We start from the raw sequence: 23,332 nt of genomic DNA, 5'->3' as shown, positions 1-23,332 counted from the left end.
CGGAGGGCTTCGGGGAGGCACCCGATAACTTGATATCGAGATACAAGTTGGATACCTTGACATCAAGATATAGCGGGGCTCCCCCGGCCCGCTCCCGACCCGGGCGTGTGAGGTCGACCGCGTTTCGACACACGGGCCCGAGTGGGTGGGCGTGCGCGGCCAGCGAGCCGCGCGACCGGCGGCGATGTGGCGTCGCCGCAGGTCAAAGCGGCCCTGAGGGGTTCTCGAAGGGGTAGGGCGCAGGAGGGCGCTCCACGTTCTCCGGGAACCCGGTCAGGGCGGCCTCAGTAGGTCCCGCGTCTTTGCCATAGGGCAGGATGCTGGGGACAAAGTGGCGAGATCAGGAGGCAGACACCGTGTCCGCGAACAGCTTCGGCGCCCGTGACACGTTGCGCGTTGGCGACGAGTCGTATGAGATCTTCCGGTTGGACGCCGTCAAGGGCGCCGACCGACTTCCCTACAGCCTGAAGGTGCTGCTGGAGAACCTCCTGCGCACCGAGGACGGCGCGAACGTCACCGCCGAGCACATCACCGCTCTGGGCAACTGGGACGCCAAGGCGCAGCCCAACCAGGAGATCCAGTTCACCCCCGCCCGGGTGATCATGCAGGACTTCACCGGCGTCCCCTGTGTCGTCGACCTCGCCACCATGCGCGAGGCCGTCCGCGACATGGGCGGCGACCCGGACAAGATCAACCCGCTCGCCCCCGCCGAGCTGGTGATCGACCACTCCGTCGTCGTGGACCTCTTCGGTCGTCCCGACGCCTTCGAGCGCAACGTCGAGATCGAGTACGAGCGCAACTACGAGCGCTACAAGTTCCTGCGCTGGGGCCAGACCGCCTTCGACGAGTTCAAGGTCGTCCCGCCCGGCACCGGAATCGTGCACCAGGCCAACATCGAGCACCTCGCTCGCGTCACCATGGACCGCGGCGGCCAGGCCTACCCCGACACCTGTGTCGGCACGGACTCGCACACCACCATGCAGAACGGCCTGGGCATCCTGGGCTGGGGCGTCGGCGGTATCGAGGCCGAGGCCGCCATGCTCGGCCAGCCGATCTCCATGCTCATCCCGCGCGTGGTCGGCTTCAAGCTGACCGGTGAGCTCAAGCCCGGCACCACCGCCACCGACCTGGTGCTCACCATCACCGAGAAGCTCCGCGAGCACGGTGTGGTCGGCAAGTTCGTCGAGTTCTACGGCGAGGGCGTCTCCTCGGTGCCGCTGGCCAACCGCGCCACCATCGGCAACATGAGCCCCGAGTTCGGCTCCACCGCCGCGATCTTCCCGATCGACGACGAGACCATCCGCTACATGCGCCTGACCGGCCGCTCCGAGCAGCAGGTCGCGCTGACCGAGGCCTACGCCAAGGCCAACGGCTTCTGGCACGACCCGGCCAACGAGCCCGAGTTCTCCGAGTACCTGGAGCTCGACCTCGCCGAGGTCGTCCCCTCCATCGCCGGCCCCAAGCGCCCGCAGGACCGCATCGCGCTGTCCGAGGCCAAGCCGACCTGGCGTCACGACGTCCGCAACTACGTCGCCGACGAGGCCGACGAGGCGGGCGAGGAGTCCTTCCCGGCCTCCGATGCCCCGGCGCAGAGCGCCAACGGCGGCCGTCCGCACCGTCCGGTCCCGGTCACCCTGGCCGACGGCACCGAGACCGAGATCGACCACGGCGCCGTGGTGATCGCCGCGATCACCTCGTGCACCAACACCTCCAACCCCTCGGTCATGCTGGGCGCCGCCCTACTGGCCAAGAAGGCGGTGGAGAAGGGCCTGAGCCGCAAGCCGTGGGTCAAGACCTCCATGGCCCCGGGCTCCAAGGTCGTCACCGACTACTACGAGCGCTCCGGCCTGACCCCGTACCTGGACAAGCTGGGCTTCAACCTGGTCGGCTACGGCTGCACCACCTGCATCGGCAACTCGGGCCCGCTGCCCGAGGAGATCTCGCAGGCGGTCCAGGACAACGACCTCGCGGTCACCGCGGTCCTGTCCGGCAACCGTAACTTCGAGGGCCGGATCAACCCGGACGTGAAGATGAACTACCTGGCCTCGCCGCCGCTGGTGGTCGCCTACGCGCTGGCCGGTTCGCTCGACGTGGACATCACCACCGAGCCCCTGGGCCACGGCAAGGACGGCGAGCCGGTCTACCTGGCCGACATCTGGCCGACCGCCGAGGAGATCCAGGAGGTCATGGACAGCGCCATCGCCTCCGACATGTACCAGGACGCGTACTCGGACGTGTTCGCCGGTGACGACCGCTGGCGTTCGCTGCCCACCCCGACCGGCAACACCTTCGAGTGGGAGGGCGAGTCGACCTACGTCCGCAAGCCCCCGTACTTCGAGGGCATGGGCGACACGCCCGCGCCGGTCACCGACATCACCGGGGCCCGCGTCCTGGCCAAGCTGGGCGACTCGGTCACCACCGACCACATCTCCCCGGCCGGCGCCATCAAGCCGGGCACCCCGGCCGCCGACTACCTCAAGGCGCACGGTGTCGAGCGTCGCGACTTCAACTCCTACGGTTCCCGTCGTGGTAACCACGAGGTGATGATCCGCGGCACGTTCGCCAACATCCGTCTGCGCAACCAGATCGCGCCGGGCACCGAGGGCGGCTACACCCGCGACTTCACCCAGGCCGACGCCCCGGTGTCGTTCATCTACGACGCCGCGCAGAACTACGCCGAGCAGGGCACCCCGCTGGTCGTCCTGGGCGGCAAGGAGTACGGCTCCGGTTCCTCGCGCGACTGGGCGGCCAAGGGCACCCGCCTGCTGGGCGTGCGCGCGGTCATCACCGAGTCGTACGAGCGCATCCACCGCTCCAACCTGATCGGCATGGGCGTCCTTCCGTTGCAGTTCCCGGAGGGCTCCTCGGCCGACTCCCTCGGCCTGACCGGTGAGGAGACCTTCTCCATCACCGGCGTGACCGAGCTCAACGAGGGCCGCGTCCCCGAGACGGTGAAGGTCACCACCGACACCGGTGTCGAGTTCGACGCCGTGGTGCGGATCGACACCCCCGGTGAGGCGGACTACTACCGCAACGGCGGCATCCTCCAGTACGTGCTGCGTCAGCTGATCGCCGAGTAGTCCCTTCGGCTCCACCGGCGCCCTCGGGCACCGGATCGGATCCTCGGGCCACCGCCGTCACACCGACGGCGGTGGCCCTTTTCGCACCCTTGGTCCTCATATGACCAATGTGGGTGGCTAAGATCCGGTCATGCCCCCGACCCTCATCCCCCGGTCCGGTCGCCTTTCGATCATCGTGTCGTGCGCCTTCCTGTCCCTTCTCGCGGGACCCTCCGACGCGAGGGCGGAGGCCCTCCATGACATCGGTCCGGCCGAATACGTCGCCGACCTCCTGATCGCGGAGCCCGAGGGCGAAGCGGTCGTGATCGGGGACATGCTCGCCGGTACCCACGACCTCGAGGACACGGCCGATCATGTCCGTGATCTCTTCTCCGACCTGGGCGTCCCCTTCCACGTCTACGCCTCGCCGTCGATGCCCTACACCTATGAGGGGAGGGCGTTCCTGTCGGAGGTGGCCGAGCGGGTCGGAGCCGACGGCCTCTACGTGCACATCGCCGACGGTTCCCCGAGGGTCAGGACGGTGGCGGTGGGGGTGGACACGCCGGTGGAGGACGTGGACGGCCTCGTCGGGGCGCGTGCCAGGGACGAGGAACATTCCTCCATCGAGACGATCGCCGAGATCTATGTGGAGACCCTCCTGGACCCGGCGTTGGAGGAGTGGGCCGAGAACCCCTGGCACGTCCCACCTCGAGATCCGCTCGATGAGGAGGGCGGGGACCGCTCCTCGTCGGGTCTCCTCGACCCGGATCGCCCCGGCGCCTCCGCCGACGCGGGTCTCCTCGTCGGGACGGTGGGAGGGGCCCTGATCATCCTGGCCGTGGTGCGGGTCCGTGTCCTCCGGCGTCGTTATCGCGCGTCGAAGGAGGATCTTCCCGGGACCGGCGCCGTCGTGGGAGCGGTCGCCGTCGCCGCCGTCCTCGCCATCGGGGCGGGCGCGGCGACGTCCGGGGCCGTGCTCGGGCGGTCGGAGAACCCGGCGTCCGTCCGGAGGCTCTCCTCCCCTCCCCACGTCACCTCCACGGAGCGGATCGACCGGATCGTCGAGGGGTGGGGCGACACACCGTTGTACGTCGACCCCCACGTGCGGGGGGACCGTATCGGGCTGACGCGGATCGGCGCCGGGTTGGAGGAGGGGACGGTTCCCGTTCGAGCGGCTCTGATGGTCCAGCACGGGTCCGACGAGTCCGCCGGCGTGCCCGATGTCCTCGCCTACGCGTTGGCGCACACCTATGGGGAGGAAGGCGTGTACGTGGTCCTGGACGTCATCGGCGGGAGGGTCGGAACGGCCTTCGTCGGCGCGAGGCCGACGGGGGAGGGCTTCGACTGGTCGCCTCCGAGGCCGAGCGACCCGGACGGGGCCACCCTCGCCGAGAGCCTTCACGGCCTCGCGGACGCCTTCGGAGACACCGTGCCCGACCCGACGGTGGAGCCGAGGGTCCCGCCCGAGGTGGAGGAGCGGATCGCCCGTTCACCCGATGTTCCGAGGGGACCCGGACCGGGGTTCCTCTCCGACGGCCTGCTCCCCGGGCTGTTCGTCGTCGGTCCGCTCCTCGGAGCGGCTCTGAGCGCGGCCCACCTCTTCGGGACACGGCTCGTGCGAAGGGCCGTGCCGGTCCGGGGGCGACGCCTGCGCGCCCAGGCCGAGCGTGAGGCCCGACGGATGCTGGAGGACCTGGAACGGGTGCCGAATCGGACCCCGGGACTCTCGGAGGCCACGGCCGAGGCGGACGTGGCCCTGGCGGCTCTCCATGGAGACCCGGACGACCTCGACCTTCTGGGTGTCATCGTGTTGGCGCGACGTGCCCGAGGACGTCTGTCGGGGACGGTCTCCCGCCCCTCCGTGTGCATGCTCGACCCTTTGCACGGCCCCGCCGAGGGTCGAGGGAGGCCCCGGCACACGAGGCGGCGGATTCCGCTGTGCGCCGAGTGTCTACGGCTTCCTGAGGAGGAGAGGGTCCCTCTTCTCCTCCGTATCGGGTCGCGGATCGTCTTCCACGGAACGGCCGAGCGCGTCTGGGGCCGGACCTGGTACGGCACGCGGGAAGTACTGGAAAGGCACATGGTGGAGGAGGAACGCGTTGCGCGTTGAACGGGCCCTGGCCGTCCTGTCGATGGTCGTACTGCTGTCCGGGGCGCCGGTCGCCGCGGCGGCCGACGTGGACGAGGCCGAACGGATCGCCCGAGGTCTGGTGGAGAACGGTCCGGTGCACATCGATCCGGCCTACGCCGACGACGTCTCCGGGAGAACGATCCAGGAGATCGAACGGCTCATCCTCGAAAGCGGTCTGCCGATCCGGGTCCTGGCGATCCCGTTGGGGGTGGAGGGGGAGGAGTACTGGCAGGGTGACGCCGAGCGGCTGGTCGCCGACGTGCACGGACTGATCGGTGACGACGGCCATTACCTGTTCCTTGAGAAGAACAGGTCGGTCGGGATCGATTACGTCGGAGAGCTCAGGGAGCCCTTCGGGCACGCGTACTACGCGGTCAGAATGGCGGAGGAGGGCTTCTACACGTCGCTCTCGTTGGACGATCGGCTGTGGGAGATGGTGGACTACGCCGTGCACTCGGACCCGGAGGAGCTCTACGAGAAGACGCGCCTCCATGAGCAGGAGGCGGCCTCTCCTCTGGAACCCTCTCCTCCGGAGCCTCCGGCCCCGGTCGACGACACGTCCACGATGCCGCGCGGGCCTTGGATCGGCGTGGGAGCGGGTGTCGTCGGGGCGTCGCTTCTGGCCGGCGGTCTGCTGTACCGCTCCCGGCGGAGAACGCTCGTCCCTCCGAGTCGCGCCTCCTTCGACAACGCGGCCCACACCCGACACGAGGTCCTGGCGGAACGGGCCGAACGGGAGTTGGTCGAGGTGGGCGAGCGGATCACCCGGGTCAGGGCCCGAGGCGAGGTCGGTCTGACCTTCCTGGAGAGGGCCTTGGAACGGAGGGGCGCCGCCCGCACGATCCTGGAGGGGGCCGGAACGGAACCCGCGATCGAGGACCTCGTGGGCGTGCTCGTCCTCCTCGACATGGCCGAGGACGCCCTGGCTCGAGCCCGCGGTGTGCGCCCGCCCGATGCTCTCGCACCGCGCCACTGTTACGCCGATCCGCTGCACGGTACCGATACGGTCGAGACCGACTGGCGGGGGTTGGGCGGAAACGAGACGCTCCGGGTGCCCCTGTGCCCCTCCTGCGTGGAATCGGTGCGGGAGCGACGGCGCCCCGACTCCCTGCATGTGGAGCACGAGGGGGGGAGGGTCCCCTACCACGAGGTGCCCGCCGAGCGGAGCCTGTGGTCGGCGACCGGTTACGGGGCTCTGGCCGACGATCTGGTCGAGCGGATCCGGAGAGGGGAGCACCGGACCCGACGGTGAGACGGTCGGAGTCGTCCGGATCCACGGTGGGTCGAGTGCGTTCGGGCAGGTGAGGGACGGTCGCGGATGGCCCCTCGGTATGCTCTGCGCATGCCCGAAGTCCCCACGAAACCCTCCGAACCCTCTTTAAGCGCCCTGCTCGCCGCGCCCCTCACGACCCTGGCCCTCGTCCTGGTGTTCCTCGTGGGCTGGCCCACCGCCGCGATGACCGATACCGAACCGGCCTCTCCGGCGGCGTACGTCGCCGACCTCATGGCCGAGCAGCCCGAGGGTCGGGCCGTCGTGGTGAACGACCTGCTCGCCGGCGAGTACGACCTGGAGCGGTTGGAGGAGGAGGTCCGGGCCGAGTTCGATCGGCTGGACGTCCCCTACCACGTCTTCGTCGGCACGGACCTGGTGAACCTGCGACAGCGGGGGTTCGTCGCCGCCCTCCAGGACCGGGTGGGCGAGGCGGGGCTCTACGCCTACCTGAGCGAGGGGAGCGTGATCGTCGACGCCTCCACGACGGCCGGTGTCGACCTGCCGATGGACGAGGCGAACACGGTCATGGTCTACGACGGCCCGGAGTACTCCGATCCCCTCCCCGTGGTGGCCAAGGCCTATGTCGACGCCCTCCTGGACCCCGAGGTCGCCGAGCACGCGGAGCGGGCCCGCCAGGCCTCCTACGACGAGGACGGGGGGTCGACGAGCGAGGACCGCGCCTCGAAATGGCGCGAGTTCGTCGATGACATGGACCCCGACTCCGTCAACGGGCCGGAGAACGCCGGGACCCTGGCCGGGATGCTCGGTGGGACGGTCCTCGGGGTGGGCGGCGCCTGGGCCGTCCTGGTGTGGCGACGTCGGGGCACCGGAAGGCCGCCCGTGGGCTCCCTGTGGTGGGCGGGCGGTTCCGTCGCGGTCGCCGGGGCCATCGCCGTCACCGGCCTGCTCCTGACCGTGCTGCCCGAGGCCGGACCTCGTGAACGGGCCTCGGAAGCGCTCGACGAGGCCCTGTCGTCCCCGCCCTATGTCCTCGCCACCGACCGGGTCGACCGGGTGGTCGATGGGTGGGACGACGATACGCGGGTGTTCGTCGATCCCCTCACCCCGCTGAGTCCGGAGGCGGGGGAGGAGTTGGCGGACGCCGTCGCCGACGCGAGCGTCCCGGTGTACACGGCCGTGGTCCCCCTCGACCGCGACGACGAGTCCGAGGGGGACGCCGAGGTGCTGGCCCACGCGCTCGCCCACACCTCGGGCCGGGGCGGTGTCTACGTGGTGGTCGACGGTCTCCACGGCGGGGTCGGGACGGCTCTGCTGGGGGTGGACGCCGGTGTTCAGGTGTGGGACCTGAACGTCTCGATGAGCGAGCTCCCGGAAGGGGCTCCGGTGACCGCCGCGGCCCTGGAACTGCTGGACCGCCTCGGGGAGGCGCGTTCGGCCCCCGGCGTGGCACCGACGGTGCCCTTGGCCGCCGAGTTCCACGCGGACGCCGCCGACGATGGAGAGCCCTCCACACGCGCGGAGCGTTACCACGCGGAGGGGCTATGGCCCGGACTGCTCATCCTCGGGCCCATGATGGGCGCGCTCCTCTGGTTCGTGTGCGCGGGCGTGGCCCTGCTCCTGCCCTGGTCCGTCCGGTGGACGCGGGCCACCCCCGGTCGGCGTCTGCGCCCCATGGCCCGGCGCGCGGCCGACCGTGCCGTCGCCGCGCTCGACGCCGCAGGCGACCACCCCGAGGCGGATCGGGCGGTCCGGGACCTCGACACCGCTCTGGTGGTTCTGGGCGAGAGCCCGGACGAACTGGATCTGGTCGGGGTGATCGTCCTCGCTCGTCGCGCCGCTCGACGCCTGGAGGAGGCGGAGGGGCGCGCGGACGGACCCGTGTGCATGGCCGACCCCCTGCACGGGCCTGCCGAGGGAAGGGGGCGTCTGCCCCGCTGGGACGGGGGGAATCCGTTGCCCCTGTGCCGGGGCTGTCTGCGCAGGCGCCCCGAACGGCGCGTCCCGCTCCGTGTGCGCGCCGGTGGGAGACGTTTCGTCCCCCACCTGACGCTGCGGGAGCGCACCTGGGTCTCCTCGCGCTACGGCACGAAGAGGCGATTGTCCGGAGAGAGTCTGTTGGAGGAGAGCCGTGCCCGTTGACACCCGACCGGGGATCCGGAGACCGCTCGGCCTCCTCACCTCGCTGCTGATCGTCCTGTCGGGCCTGGCGCCCGCCCCCGCCCACGCCGAGAGCACCGCGGAATCCTCGGCCGAGATCATCGCGAACGCGCTCCGCGAGTCCCCCGTGTACGTGGACCCCGTCTACTCGACGGTCGTGCCCGAGGAGATGGGGGCGGAGGCGGTCGCGACCATCGAGGAGAGCGGCCTGCCGGTGCGCGTCGTCCTGACGCCGCTGTTGGCGGGCGACGACTGGGACGGCGACGCCTCGGCGCTGGCCGCCGCCGTCCACGACCGTATGGGCGGGGTCGGCCACTACCTCGTACTGGAGGGGGACTCGTTCCGGGGACAGGACCTGCCCCCGTCGGCCGACGGTTCCCCGGATCTGCGCGCCCACTACGCGGCCCTGGCCTCCTCCTACGCCACCGAGTTCGACGGAAGCGTCGGGGAACGGATGGAACGGGCGGTGGAGTTCGCCGTCTCCGACGATCCCGAGGCCGTCTACGAGGAGTACGTGAGCGCCTACGAGGACTCTCGGGAAGCGGCCCCCGAACCGGCGGGGAACGCCGAGGCGTCGGACACCGAGAGCCCGGAGGGCACGGCGGCGATGTGGCCCTGGGCCCTGGGGACGGTCGCCCTCCTGGCCCTGCTCGGAGGCGGATACCTGCTGTGGACCCGGCGACCCACCGCGCCGAGCATGCCGCAGCACGCCGCCTTCGCCAACGCCTCCCAGGCGCGACGGGAGAGTCTGGAAAGACAGGTCGAACGGGAGCTCATCGAGGTCGGAGAACGTCTCGGAGCGATGGAACCGGCCACGGGCACCGACGCGGCCCTCTCCCTGGGGCGGGCCCTGGACGCCCACGACGCGGCCCGAAGAGTCGCCGAACACCTGGGGGAGGGGTCCCTCGCCGACGTCGTCGGTGTGCTGGTCCTGCTCGACCTGGCCGAGGACGGTCTCGCCGCTGCGGGCAAGGGCCGCCGGTGGAGCGGGGCCGACCGGCGACGGCACTGCTACGCCAACCCGCTCCACGGGACCGGGACCACCGACACGGAATGGCGCCAACTGGGGGCCACACGCAGCGTCCGGGTCCCGCTGTGCGGCGGATGCGCCAAGGCGGTGCGGACGCGGACCCGGCTCGCGGCCCTGCAAGTGGAACACGAAGGACGTTCCGTTCCCTACTATGAGGTGCCCGCGGAGGAGAGCGTCTGGGCGGCCACCGGTTTCGGTTCCCTCTCCGACGACCTCGTGGAACGGATTCTGCGCGGCGAACGCTCCGGACGGCGATAACGGGCCGACATCGGTTCCCCTTCGGACGGAACCCCTTCGGGGTACGGGTGGTCACACTCCTGTGACACCCTGGCAGGGCCCGCGATGACGGGCGGGCGACGGTGACGATCGAGAGACGGGGCGGGCTGTGGACGATCCCCAGAACCAGGACACGCGGGAGCGCGTGGTCGGCGGCTATCGGCTGCTGAGGTCCCTGGGGCGCGGCGGGTTCGGTGAGGTGTTCCTCGGTGAACGCGAGGACGGCACCAGGGCGGCGGTCAAGCTGCTGCACGCGAGTTGGGCGGGCGACGAGGGTATGCGCCGCCGTTTCACCGCGGAGGTGGAGCAGGCCCGGAGGGTGAGCGGGTTCTGCGTGGCGGCGATCCTGGACGCCGACCCAGAGGCGGAGCAGCCCTGGATCGCCACCGAGTTCATCGACGGTCCCACTCTCCAGGCCTCGGTGGAGGCCGACGGGCCGCGTACCGGCGTGGAGCTCCAGCGTCTGGCGGTGTCGTCGGCGACGGCGTTGGCGGCGATCCACGCGGCGGGCGTGGTCCACCGTGATCTGAAGCCGGACAACATCATGTTGGCGCCGGACGGCCCCCGGGTCATCGACTTCGGGATCGCCCGGGCGGTGGAGGCCACCTCCGTCACCGCCAGCGGCGTGGTCGGGACCATCGGCTACATGGCCCCCGAACAGTTGGAGGGGGCCCGCCTGACCGAGGCCGTGGACGTGTTCTCCTGGGCCGCCGTGATGGTCTTCGCGGCGACCGGGCGGGAGGCCTTCCCCGGCCCCACCCAGGCCTCCCGGATCGCCCGCATCCTGAGCGGAGGCCCCGACCTCGACGGGTTGGAGGGCCCCTTCGCCGAGATCCTCCGCGACTGTCTGGACAAGGACCCCGAGGCCCGGCCCGACGCCGCCACCCTGATGGGCCGACTCATCGCCGGCCCGCTCGTGGACGGCGGCCACCGGAACCCGACCCGGGGCCCGGAGGGGAACGACGCCACCACGGTCACCCCCTCACCCGACGCCTTCACCCGGGTGGGCGTCGACCCCACGCGGGTCGCCCCGCCCTCGAACGCCGACGCCGCGCCGGTGGACCCCACCCGGGTGGCGCGGGTCGACCCGACCAGGGTCGCGGGAGCGGACGTCCCCGCGGCCCACGCCGCACCACCGCGCTCGCTCTCCCAGGCGCCGCCGCCCTCGGGGCCGCCCCTCCTCCCGGAGCGGGCCCCGGACACGGCCGAGCCCTACCGTTCGGCCCCGCGGTCCCACACCCCGGTCCCGGCCCGGGGCGGGACGCTTCCGCCCTACCACTTCGCCGGAGCCCGCTTCCACGACCCGGGCTCCCTGGCCGAGGCCATGCGCGAGGACTGGGGCGCCGCGGTCCAGATCTTCAACAACCCGGCCGAACGCGCCGTCCTGGGCGCCTGGATCATGGACGACCTGCGCGACACCACCGTCGACCGGGCCCTGTTCCGGCGGGACGTCCGTGACGCCAACCTCGCGGTGGCCTCCTTCATCGCGCAGAGCCGCCCCGACCTGCCCCCGACCTTCCGAGGGCGGGACGCCTCCATGGAGGGCCTGCGCGCCCTGTTCGCCGACCCGCGCCCCCTGCTCACCGGGGCTCCGCTGGCCAACGAGATGGCCCTGTTGGCCCGCCCCGAACTCCTGCGGATCCTCGACGCCCACACCGGCCCCGAGGCGGGCGCCCACCGCAGGCTGGCCGAGGACCTGGACCGGGCCGAACGGGTCGGCACCGCCCTGTACGAGGAGCTCTCCCGAGAACTGGAGGGGTGGCGCTCGACCCACTCCACCGTCAACCCGGCCCTGGTCATGGCCTTCCTGCTCCACCCGGAGCTGATCGTCCAGCCCGCCGACGGCGGTGACGGCGGGGTCGCCGAGTGGATCGACATCCTCTGGCGTCGGGTGATCGCGGCCGACCTCCCCGACTCCGCGGGGTACGCCGCCGCCGTCCACGGCGCCATGAGCACCGTCCAGGCGCTGGCCCGCCAGCGCAGGTACTGGGAGGAACGCCACTCCCAGGTCTCCGGGACCCATGAGGCCTTGGAGGAGAAGGTGCTCTTCCAACAGCGGATGCAGCGGGCCGCGCGCTGGTGCAAGTACGCCATCGTCGCCCTGCCGATCGGTTTCGTCCTGAAGTTGGCCGACGGCGGCGGTTTCGGAGAGTTCCTCTTCGGGCTCGGACTGCTCGCCCTGGTGGCGTCCCTCAGCATCAACGTCACCAACGCGGTCATGTGCGGTAACGCCGCCCGGCGGGCCCAGCGGGTCATGGAACTCCACAACTCCCGCCAACAGCTGCCGCAGTTGGACTCGGGGGTCGGACGCATCCGCGCCGACCTGGAACGGGCCAGGCGCATCACCTCAGGCTGACCACGACACCCGCCCGAACACCGTTCGGGCGGGTGTTCCTTCGGTCGGCCCTCTCGGACCTTTCGTATCGGAGCGCCCGGTACGGTTCCGCGTCGGTCGGTGTCCCCCTGGAGCACGGACGGGAGACGACGCCCGGAACCTCCGAAGGCGCTCGGCCGCGCGACCCTCTCGCGCGGTCCCCCCTGAAAGAGCACAACAGGAGAAGAGGCCGCTTCGTGAACGAGACCACGGAGAGGGTCGACCCCGGACGTACGGTCGGTCGCTACCGGTTGCTCCGGCGGCTGGGCCGCGGCGGGTTCGGTGAGGTGTTCCTCGGCGAGGACGAGGACGGAGCCAGGGCGGCGGTCAAGCTGCTGCACGCGAGTTGGGCCGCCGACGCGGACATGCGGCGCCGCTTCGCCGCGGAGGTGGAGCAGGCCCGGAGGGTGAGCGGGTTCTGCGTGGCGGCGATCCTGGACGCCGATCCCGACGCCGACGAGCCCTGGATCGCCACCGAGTTCATCGACGGTCCCACCCTTCAACAGGCGGTCACCGAGGACGGACCCCGCACCGGAGCGGACCTTCAGCGTCTGGCGGTGTCGTCGGCGACGGCGTTGGCGGCGATCCACGCGGTGGGCGTGGTCCACCGTGATCTGAAGCCGGACAACATCATGTTGGCGCCGGACGGCCCCCGGGTCATCGATTTCGGGATCGCCCGGGCGGTGGAGTCCACCTCCGTCACCGCGAGCGGGATCGTCGGAACGGTCGGCTACATGGCTCCGGAACAGTTGGAGGGTATGCGGATCGGAGCCCCGGTCGACGTGTTCTCCTGGGCCGCCGTGATGGTCTTCGCGGCGACCGGACGGGAGGCCTTCCCCGGCCCCACCCAGGCCTCCCGGATCACTCGGATCCTGTCCGGGGAACCGGACACCGGCGACCTGTCCGGGCCACTCCTGGAGACGATCCTGGCCTGCCTGAGCAAGAACCCCAAGGCACGACCGCAGGCCCGGGACCTGCTCGGACACCTGGTCGCGGGCTCGGCGCCGAGCGGTGTCGCGCCCACGAAGACGGAGGGGGCGCCCCGGCCGGACCCGACCCTGTCCTATACCCGGATGGAGCGGCCCGACCCGGTGGCCGGGCCGGAGGCGGCGCATATGGCCCCGCCTCCCCCGTCCGGAGGACACCGGACCCCGCCGCCCAGGGAGGAACGGTCGACCCCGCGGCCCCCGCATGGGGAGGGAAGGGCCGATTCGGGGGCGTGGGGAGCCTCGAGCGGCCCTCGGGGCGGGGTGCCGCCCTACCATTTCGGCGGGACCCGCTTCGTCGGTATCGAGGAGCTGGCGGCGGCCTTCCAGAGGAACTGGGTCGAGGCCCTGCGGGTCTTCGCCGACCCCGAGGAGTTCGCGGCCCTGGGCTCCTGGGTGATGCACGACCTGGGCGACACCAGGGTCGACCGGGCCCTGTTCCGTCGTGAGGTACGCGACGTCAACCTCGCCCTGGCCACCTTCATCGCCGAGGCGGCCCCGGAGCTGCCGCCGAGGTTCCGTGGTCACGACGCCTCGATCAAGGGGCTGGCGGCGCTCTTCCACGACCCGACACCCCTGGTCAGCGGGGACCCTCGGGCCAACGAACTGATCATGACGGCCCGGCCACAGGTCCTGTTCCAAATGTCCCGGCACGGGGGCGGGGATTCCGCCCACCTCGCCTCGTTGGCGCGTGACGTCGAACGCGCGGAACGCGCGGGGCTGGACTTTCAACGGGAACTCATCGAGAACCTGGACGGTTGGCGGGATGTGCCGGCCCGGGTCGATCCGGCGTTGGCCCTGGTGTTCCTCCTACGTCCCGAGACCGTGCTCGCCCCCGATCCCGGGGCCGGGGCCGGCCCCGAGACCGGAGCGTGGATCCGGGCCCTGTGGTCACGTGTGGAGGCGACCTCCGGCGCGGACCGCGCCGGAAGCGCCGCCGCCGTCTACGGTGTGCTGGGGGTCATCGTCTCCATGACCGGACAACGCCGTGAACTGCTCAGGGAACTCGAGGCGCGCAAGGGGGAGCAGCGACACCTGGTGGAGCGTGACACCTGGCGATCCAGGCACGACACGGCTCTGCTGTGCCTGCCCCTCCTGGCGATCGCCTCGTGTGGTGTCGGCGCTGGTGCGGCGGCCGGGCCGAGCCCGGGGCTCGGAGGGTTCCTCTTGACGGTCGCGGCCCTCGCGGGCTTCGCGTTCATGGTCCTGCTGGTCGTCCGCATGGCCGAGGACGGCCGTGTCCGGAGCGCTGAACGGCGCAGGTCGAACGTGTTGCCCACGGTGTTGCGCCACACCGGGCAGGCTTTGCGAAGGATGGATCAGGACCTGGAGAGGGCGCGCCGGATCTGCTCCCGGCCGCACACCGGGGCCTGATCCGAACGCGAGGAGCCCCCCCGGACCTCTTCCGGAAGGGGGCTCGTTCGTGCGGCGGCCGGTCCCTAGTAGGTGTAGGGGGTGCCCGGGCCGAGGGGGATGCCCAGCCCCCACCAGAGGAAGAAGAACAGCGACCAGCTCACGAACACCGTGATGCTGATCGGCAGGGTCAGCGAGATCATCGTGCCGACCCCGGCGTCCTTGCGGTACTTCTGAAGCAGCCCGAGGACCAGGATGAAGTAGGCGCTCATCGGGCTGATGATGTTGGTCGCCGAGTCGGCGATCCGGTAGAGCGCCTGGGTGGTCTCGGGGCTGACGCCCATGAGCATGAACATCGGGATGAACACCGGGGCGATGAGGGCCCACTGGGCCGAGCCGCTGGTGATGAAGATGTTCAGGGTGGTGGCCAGCAGCAGGAAGCCGATGAAGAACAGCACCGGGTGCACGCCGAGGGAGTCGAGCATGTCGGCTCCGGAGACGGCGATCACGTCGGCCATCCCCGACCAGGAGAAGTAGGCGATGAACTGGGCCGCGGCGAAGAACAGCACCAGGACGGGGGCCAGCTCCCGGACCCCGACGGCCATGGCGGGCGGCACCGAGGCCATGGTGGGGATCGTGCCGACGGTACGTCCGTAGACCATGCCGACGATGAGGAAACCGACCGCCAGGACCACGGCCACGCCGGTCAGCATCGGGGAGCTGAGGAGGCCGCCGTCCTCACCGCGCAGCGGCGACGACGGGGGGAGCACGATCGCGGCCAGGGCGCCGAGGTAGAGCACGAGCGCGAGGCCGGCGCGGCGCATGCCCTTGCGCTCCTCGTCGGTGAGGAGCATGGAGCCGAGGTCGCCGGTCTCGCCGTCGCCGTCCTCCTGGACCTTGTCGGTGAGCTTCACCAGGACCAGCTCGGTGAGCAGGGTGATGACGACCGCGAGGAAGAGGGCCGAGACGAACGTGAAGAAGAAGTTCGACAGCGGGTTGACCACGTAGCCGGGGTCGATGATCTGGGCCGCGCTCGTACTGATGCCCGACATCAGGGCGTCGGTGAGCGTGATGGTCAGCGCGGCGTTGTATCCGGCGCTGACCGAGCCGAAGCCGACGACGAGGCCGAGGACGGGGCTGCGTCCCACCGCCTTGAAGACCATGGCGGCCAAGGGGATGAACACCACGTAGGCGGCGTCGGAGGCGACGCTGGCGCTGATGCCGGTGAGCACGACGGCGAAGGTCAGCAGCTTCTTGGGTACCCGGGTGACGCTGCCGCGCAGCGCCGCGGTGACCAGGCCGCTCTGTTCGGCGACCGAGACGCCGATCATGACCGAGACGATCAGCGGCAGTGGTGGGAAGGCCGCGAAGTTGGCGACGGCGTCGCCGACGATGAAGTGCAGGCCCTCGGGGCTCAGCAGGCTGCGGACCGCGATGGTCGAGCCGTCGGCCGGTGAGACGACCGAGACGTTCAGGGCGGCGAGCAGGGCGCTGGCCAGGACGACCAGGCCCGCCATGATGACGAAGAGCCAGAACGGATGGGGCAGCCTGTTGCCGACGCGTTCGATGGCGGAGAGGACGCCGAGGGTCAGTCGCATCCTGCGGGTGGGGGTCTTGGGAGACCCGTTCTGTGTTGTGGTCAACGGTCTTCCTAAGAAGGCCAGAGGCCTTGTGGTTCACGGGAACGGGCTCGGGCGGGACACGCGCGAGGGAACCCGACAAGTGGCCTGTGTGTGGTCAAATGTCTCGAAACGCATTTGTGGTGCAGGTGACAGTGAACCATGACCGGGTCAATGGTGTGACCATAGCGGGGGAGGCTCTTCGGGGTATCCCTTCCCACGTCAGCGGTTGAGAACCACCAGATCCGCCCGGTCGCGCGGCGGATCGACCGCGTAGACGTCCTCCTCCTGCCTCGCCCACATTCCTCGGTAGGGCGCGTAGAGATCGGAGTCCTCACGGGCGGCCAGCCGGCGCTCGCGTTCGGACGTGGGGGCCTCCACCCACAGCAGGACGTCCACCAGGTCGCCCACGACACCGGTTCCCGACCCGCAGCCCTCCACCACGAGGGTGCCGCCCCCGGCCACCTCCTCGGGAGGCCCCGGGATCGGGGGACCGAACCCGCCCCGTTCCCAGTCGTAACGCCGCCACACCACCGGGCGTCCCTCCGCCAAGGGCAGCAGGATCCACTCCCGGAGCAGCTCCGAGGCCCGGGACAGCCCCGCCCACCCCGGATAGAGGTCCTCCATGGTCAGCACTGCGGCGGGCTCTCCCCGGGCGACCAGAGCGGCGCGCAACCGCTCGGCGACCGTGCTCTTGCCCGAGCCGGAACGGCCCTCCACGGCCACGATCCGGACCGAGCCCTCCCGGCGGGGCGCTCCGGTCACGAGGTCGGCCGTCCATACGGCCCAGCCGTCCCGATCGGTGCTCACCTTCTCCATGCCCGAAGCCTAGGGAACATCATGGGCCCGGGGTGCCGGTGTGAACCGTGTCGCTTTTCGCGGACGACGTCCGTGTGCGCGTCGAGGACACCCTCCGGTCGGGACCGTGTTCCCTCGGGTTCGTTCCCCGTTCTCCGCCCGGCGGGGTTCGGGAAGCGCCTGCGGCGCCTTCCACCTGCGAGAACACCGCGTAGGGCCGCCCTCGACCTCCGTAACCGGGAGACGGGCGGAGCGCCACGAGGTCCCGGGTCCTTGGTCCCGGCCACCGTAGAGGCGAGAGTCCCGAGGTCAGGGGCGGAATCCGCGCCTCAGAGGGCGCTGCTAGCTTCGCCCCGTAAAGCCACCGGCCGACACGGGGACGTCGTACACGATCACGACGACCTCCGGTCGGTCATGCCCGGAACCCGCGGGCCGGGCACATGAGGCCGCGGCTCGACGGGGTGGGGGTACTAAGGAGAGAGATGCGCAGGATCCTCGTCGTCGGAGCCGGACAGTCCGGACTCCAGCTGGCCATCGGCCTGCTCGCGGAGGACTACGACGTCACCCTGGTCGACCCGAGGGGGCCGGAGGAGACCGAGACGGGACGGGTGATGTCCACCCAGTGCCTCTTCGGCCCGGCCCTACGCCGTGAACGCCGCCACGGTCTGTCCTTCTGGGACGACCGGGCCCCCGCCATCACCGGTGTGGGGGTCCGGGTGGCCCGCCCCGACGGCGACCCCGAACCCGAGGTCGACTGGGTGGGCCGCCTGGAGGAGCCGGCGCAGTCGGTGGACCAGCGACTGAAGCTGGCCGCCTGGCTGAGGGTGTTCGTCCAGGGCGGAGGCCGCTTCCTCCGCCACCGGGTGTCCGTGGAGGACCTCGCGACGGTGGGGTGGGACTACGAGCTGGTCGTGGTCGCGGCGGGACGGGGCGAGCTCGCGCGGATCTTCCCCCGGGACGAGCGACGTTCCCCCTTCCGGGCGCCGCAGCGCTCCCTGTCCCTGGCCTACGTCACCGGCGCCGAGGCCCATCCGGTCGGCGGGGTCCTGTCCCGGACCGCCGTGCCGGGCGCGGGGGAGGTGTTCTCCCTGCCCACCCTCTCCCTGGTCGGCCCCTGTCAGGCGGTGATGGTGGAGGCGGTGCCGGGCGGCCCGCTCGACCGGATCCCGGGCGCGGGGGCGAGCGGAGAGGAGATCCTGGCGGGGATCCTGGACGTCCTGCGCCACCACGCCCCTTGGGAGTACGAGCGCTTCGCCGAGGCCCGCCCGGCCGATTCCGGGGCGACCCTGTCCGGTGGCTACGCGCCGACGGTGCGCGAACCCGTCGCCCACCTGCGAGGAGGGAACGTCGTCCTGGGCATGGCCGACTCCGTGGTCGCCAACGACCCCATCACCGCGCAGGGGGCGAACATGGCGTCGCTGTGCGCCGAGGTCTACCGGCGCGCCATCGTCGACCACGGTCGGCGCCCCTTCGATGAGACGTTCATGCGCTCGGCCTTCGCCGCCTACTGGCACCACGCCCGTCAGGTCACGGCGTGGAGCCGGGTGATGCTGTCCGGTCCGCCCCATGTGTGGGAGCTGTACCGACTGGCCGAGCGGCACCGGCCCACGGCCGACCGGTTCGCCGACTCCTTCAGCGATCCGGGCGGGCTCATCGACTGGTTCCTGCACCCCGAGCGGGCGATGGAGTACGTGGATTCGGTGCGGTGCGCGACCGGTTCGTCCCACCTTCCTATCTCCTGATCCCGATCGGGTAGGGCGGGATATAGCCTCGCCTCCTCATGTTCGCTGATCTCCTCACACCCACCGACCATGCCCTGTTCGGTCAGATCGACCCTTGGGTCTTCCTGCTCGTCGCGGCGGTCGCGGTCCTGGCCGGGGCCGCCGTCCAGAGCATGGTCGGTCTCGGCCTCGGCCTCGTGGCCGCGCCGGTCATCTCCTTCCTCGATCCCACGCTCATGCCGGGGTCCCTGCTCATCACCGTCATCGTCCTGCCGGTGCTCACCCTCGTACAGGACCGGAGTCACATCGACTGGCGCGGTCTGGTCTGGGGGCTGCCGGCCCGGGTCCCGGGCACCGTCCTGGCCGTCTGGGTCGTGGCCGTGCTCGAACCCCGCATGCTGGCCGGGTTCGTCGGGGTCATGGTGCTGCTCGCCGTGATCCTGACCGTGTGGGCCTTCAAGGTGCGCGTCACCCCGGTCTCCCTGGTCACGGCCGGGCTCGTCTCGGGGTTCGCGGGCACGGCGACCTCGGTGGGCGGCCCGCCGATGGCGCTGGTCTACCAGAACGAGCCGCCCGAAAGGGTACGCGCCACCCTGGCGGCCTTCTTCCTGTGCGGCGGGCTGATCTCGCTCGTCGCGTTGGGGGCGGGCGGTCAGATCGACACCCGCACCGTCGCCGCGGGGATCGTCGCGATCCCCTTCGTGGGCCTGGGCTTCTTCCTCGGTAACCGGGTCCGGCGTTGGGTGGATCCGGCCCGCCTGCGGATCGGTCTGTTGACGGTGGTGACCCTCTCCGCGCTCGGTCTCCTCGCGCAGGCCGTGTTCGGCTAGGAGACGGCCCGGTGCCGGCCGCTCGTGTGGTGCGAAGCCTCACAGCGCGATATCGGGGCCGGTAGGGGAGGGTTCGTCCCGCTCTGGTCCATCCCATCGGTAACGGTGACGGCAAAAGAGAGTAATCTACGCCGAAACCGGTGGGTGGACGGGAACGTTCGTGGTACTTCGACCGGGGGACACGGGCGCCTTCCTTCGGATACCGTCGGGGCCTCGGCCTCGGGGGTTCCATGTGGGACCCGTGGACGAAGGCCCATAAACTCGGGTATGTATACCTGCCGGTGGCCAAGTGCGGCCCATGTCAGAGGCCGTTCACGGCAAACGTAAGCGGACACGCGGGACGAGGGGACTGACGAGACAGTGACACTGTTCGAGTCGATACACAATCCGGAAGCTCTCAAAAGGCTTTCGGCCGACCGGCTCCCTGTGCTGGCCCGGGAGATCAGGGAGTTCCTGATCGAGTCCTGCGCGCAGACCGGCGGACACCTGGGCCCCAGTCTCGGCGTGGTCGAACTGACCATCGCCCTGCACCGGGTCTTCGACTCCCCCAAGGACCCGATCCTCTTCGACACCGGTCACCAGGCCTACGCGCACAAGGTCCTCACCGGCCGTCACGACTTCACCGACCTGAAGTCCGAGGGCGGTCTGTCCGGATACCCCTCCCGTGCCGAGTCCGAGCACGACTTCATCGAGAACTCCCACGCCTCGACCGCCCTGTCCTACGCCGACGGCATGGCCAAGGCCAACGAGGTCCAGGGCCGCACCGACCGGACCGTGGTGGCCGTCATCGGCGACGGCGCCCTCACCGGCGGCATGGCCTGGGAGGCCCTCAACAACATCGCCGAGAAGAAGAACCGGCGTCTGGTCATCGTCGTCAACGACAACGGCCGCTCCTACTCGCCCACCAAGGGCGGTCTCGCCGACCACCTGGCCTCGCTCCGGATGAACCCCGGCTACGAGCAGGCCCTGGACCTGGCCAAGACCACCCTCAACCGCACCCCCGTGGTCGGCCAGCCCCTCTATGAGGCCCTGCACGGCCTCAAGAAGGGCATCAAGGACACCATCCAGCCGCAGATCATGTTCGAGGACCTGGGGCTGAAGTACCTGGGCCCGATCGACGGCCACGACGAGCAGGCGCTGGAGAAGGCGCTGCGCCGGGCCCGCGACTTCGGCGGCCCCGCGATCGTCCACGTCATCACCCAGAAGGGCAAGGGCTACACCCCGGCCGAGAACCACGACGAGGACCAGTTCCACGCCCCCGGTCCCTTCGACGTCGACACGGGTAAGGCCAAGCCCGGCCCCAAGGTCGAGAAGTGGACCTCCGTCTTCGCCGACACGATGGTCGAGCTGGGCGGCGAGCGCGAGGACATCGTCGGCATCACCGCCGCGATGCTCCATCCCACGGGTCTGAACAAGTTCGCCGAGGTCTACCCGGAACGGACCTTCGACGTCGGTATCGCCGAGCAGCACGCCGCCACCGCCGCCACCGGTATGGCGATGAACGGCCTGCACCCGGTGGTCGCCGTCTACGCGACCTTCCTCAACCGCTGCTTCGACCAGGTGCTCATGGACGCGGCCCTGCACAAGCAGGGCGTCACCTTCTGTCTGGACCGCGCCGGTGTCACCGGTAACGACGGCGCCAGCCACAACGGCATGTGGGACCTGTCCATCCTCCAGGTCGTTCCCGGTCTGCGTCTGGCCGCCCCGCGCGACGCCGCCCGACTGCGCTCCCTGCTGCGGGAGGCCGTGGCGGTCGAGGACGCCCCCACCGTCGTGCGCTACCCCAAGGGCGCCGTCGCCGAGGAACTGCCCGAGATCGGTCGGGTCGGCACCATGGACCTGCTGCGTCGGCCCGCCGACGGCGGCCTGTCCAAGGACCTGCTGATCGTGGGCGTGGGCACCATGGCCCAGGTCGCCTGTGAGGTGGCCGACCGGATGGCCGACCAGGGCATCGGCGTCACCGTCATCGACCCGCGCTGGGTCAAGCCCCTGGACGAGGCCCTCGTGGCCGAGGCCGCCGAGCACTCGGTGGTCGCCGTGGTGGAGGACAACGGCCGGACCGGCGCGGTCGGCGACGCGGTCTCCCGTCTGCTGCGCGACCACGAGGTCGACGTGCCCGTGCGCACCTTCGGCATCGAGCAGGAGTTCCTGGACCACGCCAAGCGCGACCGGATCCTCCAGCGGCAGGGTCTGACCCCGCAGGAGTTGTCGCGCCGGCTCACCGAGACGGTCTCCCGTCGCGGCGAGGGCACCCGGACCACGCGGGAACTGGCCGACGAGACGGCCTGACCACGCTTTTCACGGCGGCACCGGAGTGTTCCTCCGGTGCTGCCAGAATGGTCGTATGACCTCTCCCGAACCCGAGCAGCAGCGACCGGACCGGACCGACACGGAGGAGGCCTCCCCGCTCCGGGTGGCCGTCATCGGCTCCGGTCCGGCCGGGGTCTACACCGCCGACGCCCTGACCCGGCAGCGTCGGGTACCGGTCCGGATCGACGTCCTGGACCGGCTCTACACCCCCTATGGACTGGTGCGCCACGGCGTGGCCCCCGATCACACCAAGATCAAGGGCGTCGCCCGGGCGTTGCGCCGGATCCTCGAACATCCCGACGTGGACTTCGTCGGCGGGGTCGAGTTCGGCACCGACCTGACCCGTGCCGACCTGGCCCGTTCCCACCACGCCGTGGTCTACGCGACCGGGGCCTCCGTCGACCGTCGTATGGGCGTGCCCGGCGAGGACCTGGCCGGCAGCGTGGCCGCGACCGACTTCGTCAACTGGTACTGCGGACACCCCGACAGCGCGGTGGAGCGGTTCGTGCTGGACGCGGAGGAGGTCGCCGTGGTCGGCGCGGGCAACGTCGCCCTCGACGTCGCCCGCATCCTGGTCAAGACCGCAGACGAGCTCCGCCACACCGACATCCCCCAGCCCGTCCTGGACGTGCTGGCCCGGAGTCGGGTGCGCACCGTCCACGTTCTGGCCCGTCGCGGCCCTCTCCAGGCCAAGTTCACCGCGCCGGAGCTGCGCGATCTGCTGGAGCTCCCCGGCGTGGACGTGGTGGTCCGTCCCGAACAGGTCGACATCGACCCGGCGCGGGTCGGCACCGGCGACCCGGCCACGCGCTCGGTCTCGCGCGCCGCGCGGACCAACCTCAAACTGCTGCGCGAGTGCGCCGAACGTACGCCGGAGGGCAGGCCCCGCCGGGTCGAGTTCCATTTCTGGTCCCGCCCGGAGGAGGTCCTCGGCGAGGACCGGGTGAGCGGCCTGCGGGTGGAGCGCACCCGTCTGGACGACCAGGGCCGGCTGGAGGGCACCGGGGAGCACACCGTGCTGGACGTCGGAATGGTGCTGCGCTCGGTCGGCTACGCCGGCGTCCCCCTGAGCGGGGTCCCCTTCGACGAGAACGGTCGTACGGTCCCGCAGCGGGACGGTCGGGTCCTGGACGAGCATGGAGACGCCGTCCCGGGGGACTACGTCGCGGGATGGATCAAGCGCGGTGCGACGGGGGTGATCGGCACCAACAAGTCCGACGCCGCGGGGACGGTGCGCTCGCTGCTCTCCGACGCCGACGCGTTGCGTTCGGCCCTGCCCGAGCCGGTCGAGTTGACCGAGGTCCTGGCCGACCGGGGCCTGACCGTGGGGGACTACGAGGGCTGGTTGCGCATCGACGAGGCCGAGGGACGCCTGGCCGCCGAACTGGAGCGCGGCGAACGCGTCAAGCTGGGCGGTTGGGAGGCCCACCGCAGGGCGCTCGGCGAGGACTGAG

The 23,332-nt window shown here is 70.9% G+C and carries 13 protein-coding genes; 11 read left to right on the top strand and 2 right to left on the bottom strand.

Annotated elements, in window-relative coordinates:
• Positions 1-356: 356 nt before the first annotated feature.
• The 7 genes from acnA to TR33_RS13055 all read left to right on the top strand — a co-directional run bounded on the left by acnA (position 357) and on the right by TR33_RS13055 (position 14,621).
• Complete coding sequence (gene acnA / locus TR33_RS13090) at positions 357-3,080, top strand: aconitate hydratase AcnA (protein ID WP_014913034.1); 2,724 nt, start codon at positions 357-359, stop codon at positions 3,078-3,080.
• Between the two features lie 130 nt (positions 3,081-3,210).
• Positions 3,211-5,169 carry a hypothetical protein gene (locus TR33_RS13085; RefSeq protein WP_042283321.1) on the top strand — a complete coding sequence of 653 codons (1,959 nt, stop codon included), beginning with the start codon at positions 3,211-3,213 and terminating at the stop codon, positions 5,167-5,169.
• Positions 5,159-6,442 (top strand): hypothetical protein, encoded by a 1,284-nt coding sequence (locus tag TR33_RS13080; protein ID WP_042283319.1) that lies wholly within the window; start codon positions 5,159-5,161, stop codon positions 6,440-6,442. The genes TR33_RS13085 and TR33_RS13080 overlap by 11 nt, the downstream gene beginning before the upstream one ends.
• Before the next feature lie 90 nt (positions 6,443-6,532).
• A complete protein-coding gene (locus TR33_RS13075; protein ID WP_042283318.1) occupies positions 6,533-8,563 on the top strand; it encodes a hypothetical protein in 2,031 nt (676 codons plus the stop codon).
• A complete protein-coding gene (locus tag TR33_RS13070) occupies positions 8,553-9,869 on the top strand; it encodes a hypothetical protein (RefSeq protein ID WP_042283316.1) in 1,317 nt (438 codons plus the stop codon). The genes TR33_RS13075 and TR33_RS13070 overlap by 11 nt, the downstream gene beginning before the upstream one ends.
• 127 nt (positions 9,870-9,996) lie before the next feature.
• Entirely contained in the window at positions 9,997-12,243 is a 2,247-nt protein-coding gene (locus tag TR33_RS25700) for a serine/threonine-protein kinase (protein WP_052358157.1), read from the top strand.
• Between the two features lie 215 nt (positions 12,244-12,458).
• On the top strand, positions 12,459-14,621 hold the full coding sequence (locus TR33_RS13055; protein ID WP_042283312.1) for a serine/threonine protein kinase: 2,163 nt from the start codon (positions 12,459-12,461) through the stop codon (positions 14,619-14,621).
• Positions 14,622-14,686: 65 nt separating this feature from the next.
• Here TR33_RS13055 and TR33_RS13050 read toward each other — a convergent pair whose 3' ends face one another.
• Both TR33_RS13050 and TR33_RS13045 read right to left on the bottom strand, forming a co-directional pair.
• Positions 14,687-16,198, bottom strand: a complete 1,512-nt coding sequence (locus TR33_RS13050; protein WP_017535668.1) for an AbgT family transporter — start codon at positions 16,196-16,198, stop codon at positions 14,687-14,689.
• A 243-nt stretch (positions 16,199-16,441) separates the two neighbouring features.
• Positions 16,442-17,038 carry a uridine kinase family protein gene (locus TR33_RS13045; RefSeq protein WP_017535669.1) on the bottom strand — a complete coding sequence of 199 codons (597 nt, stop codon included), beginning with the start codon at positions 17,036-17,038 and terminating at the stop codon, positions 16,442-16,444.
• Positions 17,039-17,499: 461 nt separating this feature from the next.
• Between TR33_RS13045 and TR33_RS13040 the strand changes: the two genes are divergently transcribed.
• The 4 genes from TR33_RS13040 (at position 17,500) to TR33_RS13025 (ending at position 23,331) form a co-directional block, all read left to right on the top strand.
• Positions 17,500-18,759 carry a styrene monooxygenase/indole monooxygenase family protein gene (locus tag TR33_RS13040; protein ID WP_017535670.1) on the top strand — a complete coding sequence of 420 codons (1,260 nt, stop codon included), beginning with the start codon at positions 17,500-17,502 and terminating at the stop codon, positions 18,757-18,759.
• A 38-nt stretch (positions 18,760-18,797) separates the two neighbouring features.
• Positions 18,798-19,568 (top strand): sulfite exporter TauE/SafE family protein, encoded by a 771-nt coding sequence (locus TR33_RS13035; protein ID WP_017535671.1) that lies wholly within the window; start codon positions 18,798-18,800, stop codon positions 19,566-19,568.
• A gap of 360 nt (positions 19,569-19,928) precedes the next feature.
• A complete protein-coding gene (gene dxs / locus TR33_RS13030; RefSeq protein ID WP_042283309.1) occupies positions 19,929-21,857 on the top strand; it encodes a 1-deoxy-D-xylulose-5-phosphate synthase in 1,929 nt (642 codons plus the stop codon).
• Positions 21,858-21,912: 55 nt separating this feature from the next.
• Positions 21,913-23,331 carry an FAD-dependent oxidoreductase gene (locus TR33_RS13025; RefSeq protein ID WP_017535672.1) on the top strand — a complete coding sequence of 473 codons (1,419 nt, stop codon included), beginning with the start codon at positions 21,913-21,915 and terminating at the stop codon, positions 23,329-23,331.
• Position 23,332: the final 1 nt, after the last annotated feature.

Source organism: Nocardiopsis alba (genome assembly GCF_000710955.1).
GTDB classification, from domain to species: domain Bacteria; phylum Actinomycetota; class Actinomycetes; order Streptosporangiales; family Streptosporangiaceae; genus Nocardiopsis; species Nocardiopsis alba.
This window is presented reverse-complemented; position numbering and strand designations above follow the sequence as displayed.

What these genes read in the sequence shown, in the direction of transcription:
- TR33_RS13025 (WP_017535672.1), top strand. Translation starts at nt 21,913, where the DNA reads ATGACCTCTCCCGAACCCGAGCAGCAGCGACCGGACCGGACCGACACG.
- TR33_RS13035 (WP_017535671.1), top strand. Translation starts at nt 18,798, where the DNA reads ATGTTCGCTGATCTCCTCACACCCACCGACCATGCCCTGTTCGGTCAG.
- TR33_RS13050 (WP_017535668.1), bottom strand. Translation starts at nt 16,198, where the DNA reads ATGCGACTGACCCTCGGCGTCCTCTCCGCCATCGAACGCGTCGGCAAC.
- TR33_RS13040 (WP_017535670.1), top strand. Translation starts at nt 17,500, where the DNA reads ATGCGCAGGATCCTCGTCGTCGGAGCCGGACAGTCCGGACTCCAGCTG.
- TR33_RS13075 (WP_042283318.1), top strand. Translation starts at nt 6,533, where the DNA reads ATGCCCGAAGTCCCCACGAAACCCTCCGAACCCTCTTTAAGCGCCCTG.
- TR33_RS13045 (WP_017535669.1), bottom strand. Translation starts at nt 17,038, where the DNA reads ATGGAGAAGGTGAGCACCGATCGGGACGGCTGGGCCGTATGGACGGCC.
- TR33_RS13085 (WP_042283321.1), top strand. Translation starts at nt 3,211, where the DNA reads ATGCCCCCGACCCTCATCCCCCGGTCCGGTCGCCTTTCGATCATCGTG.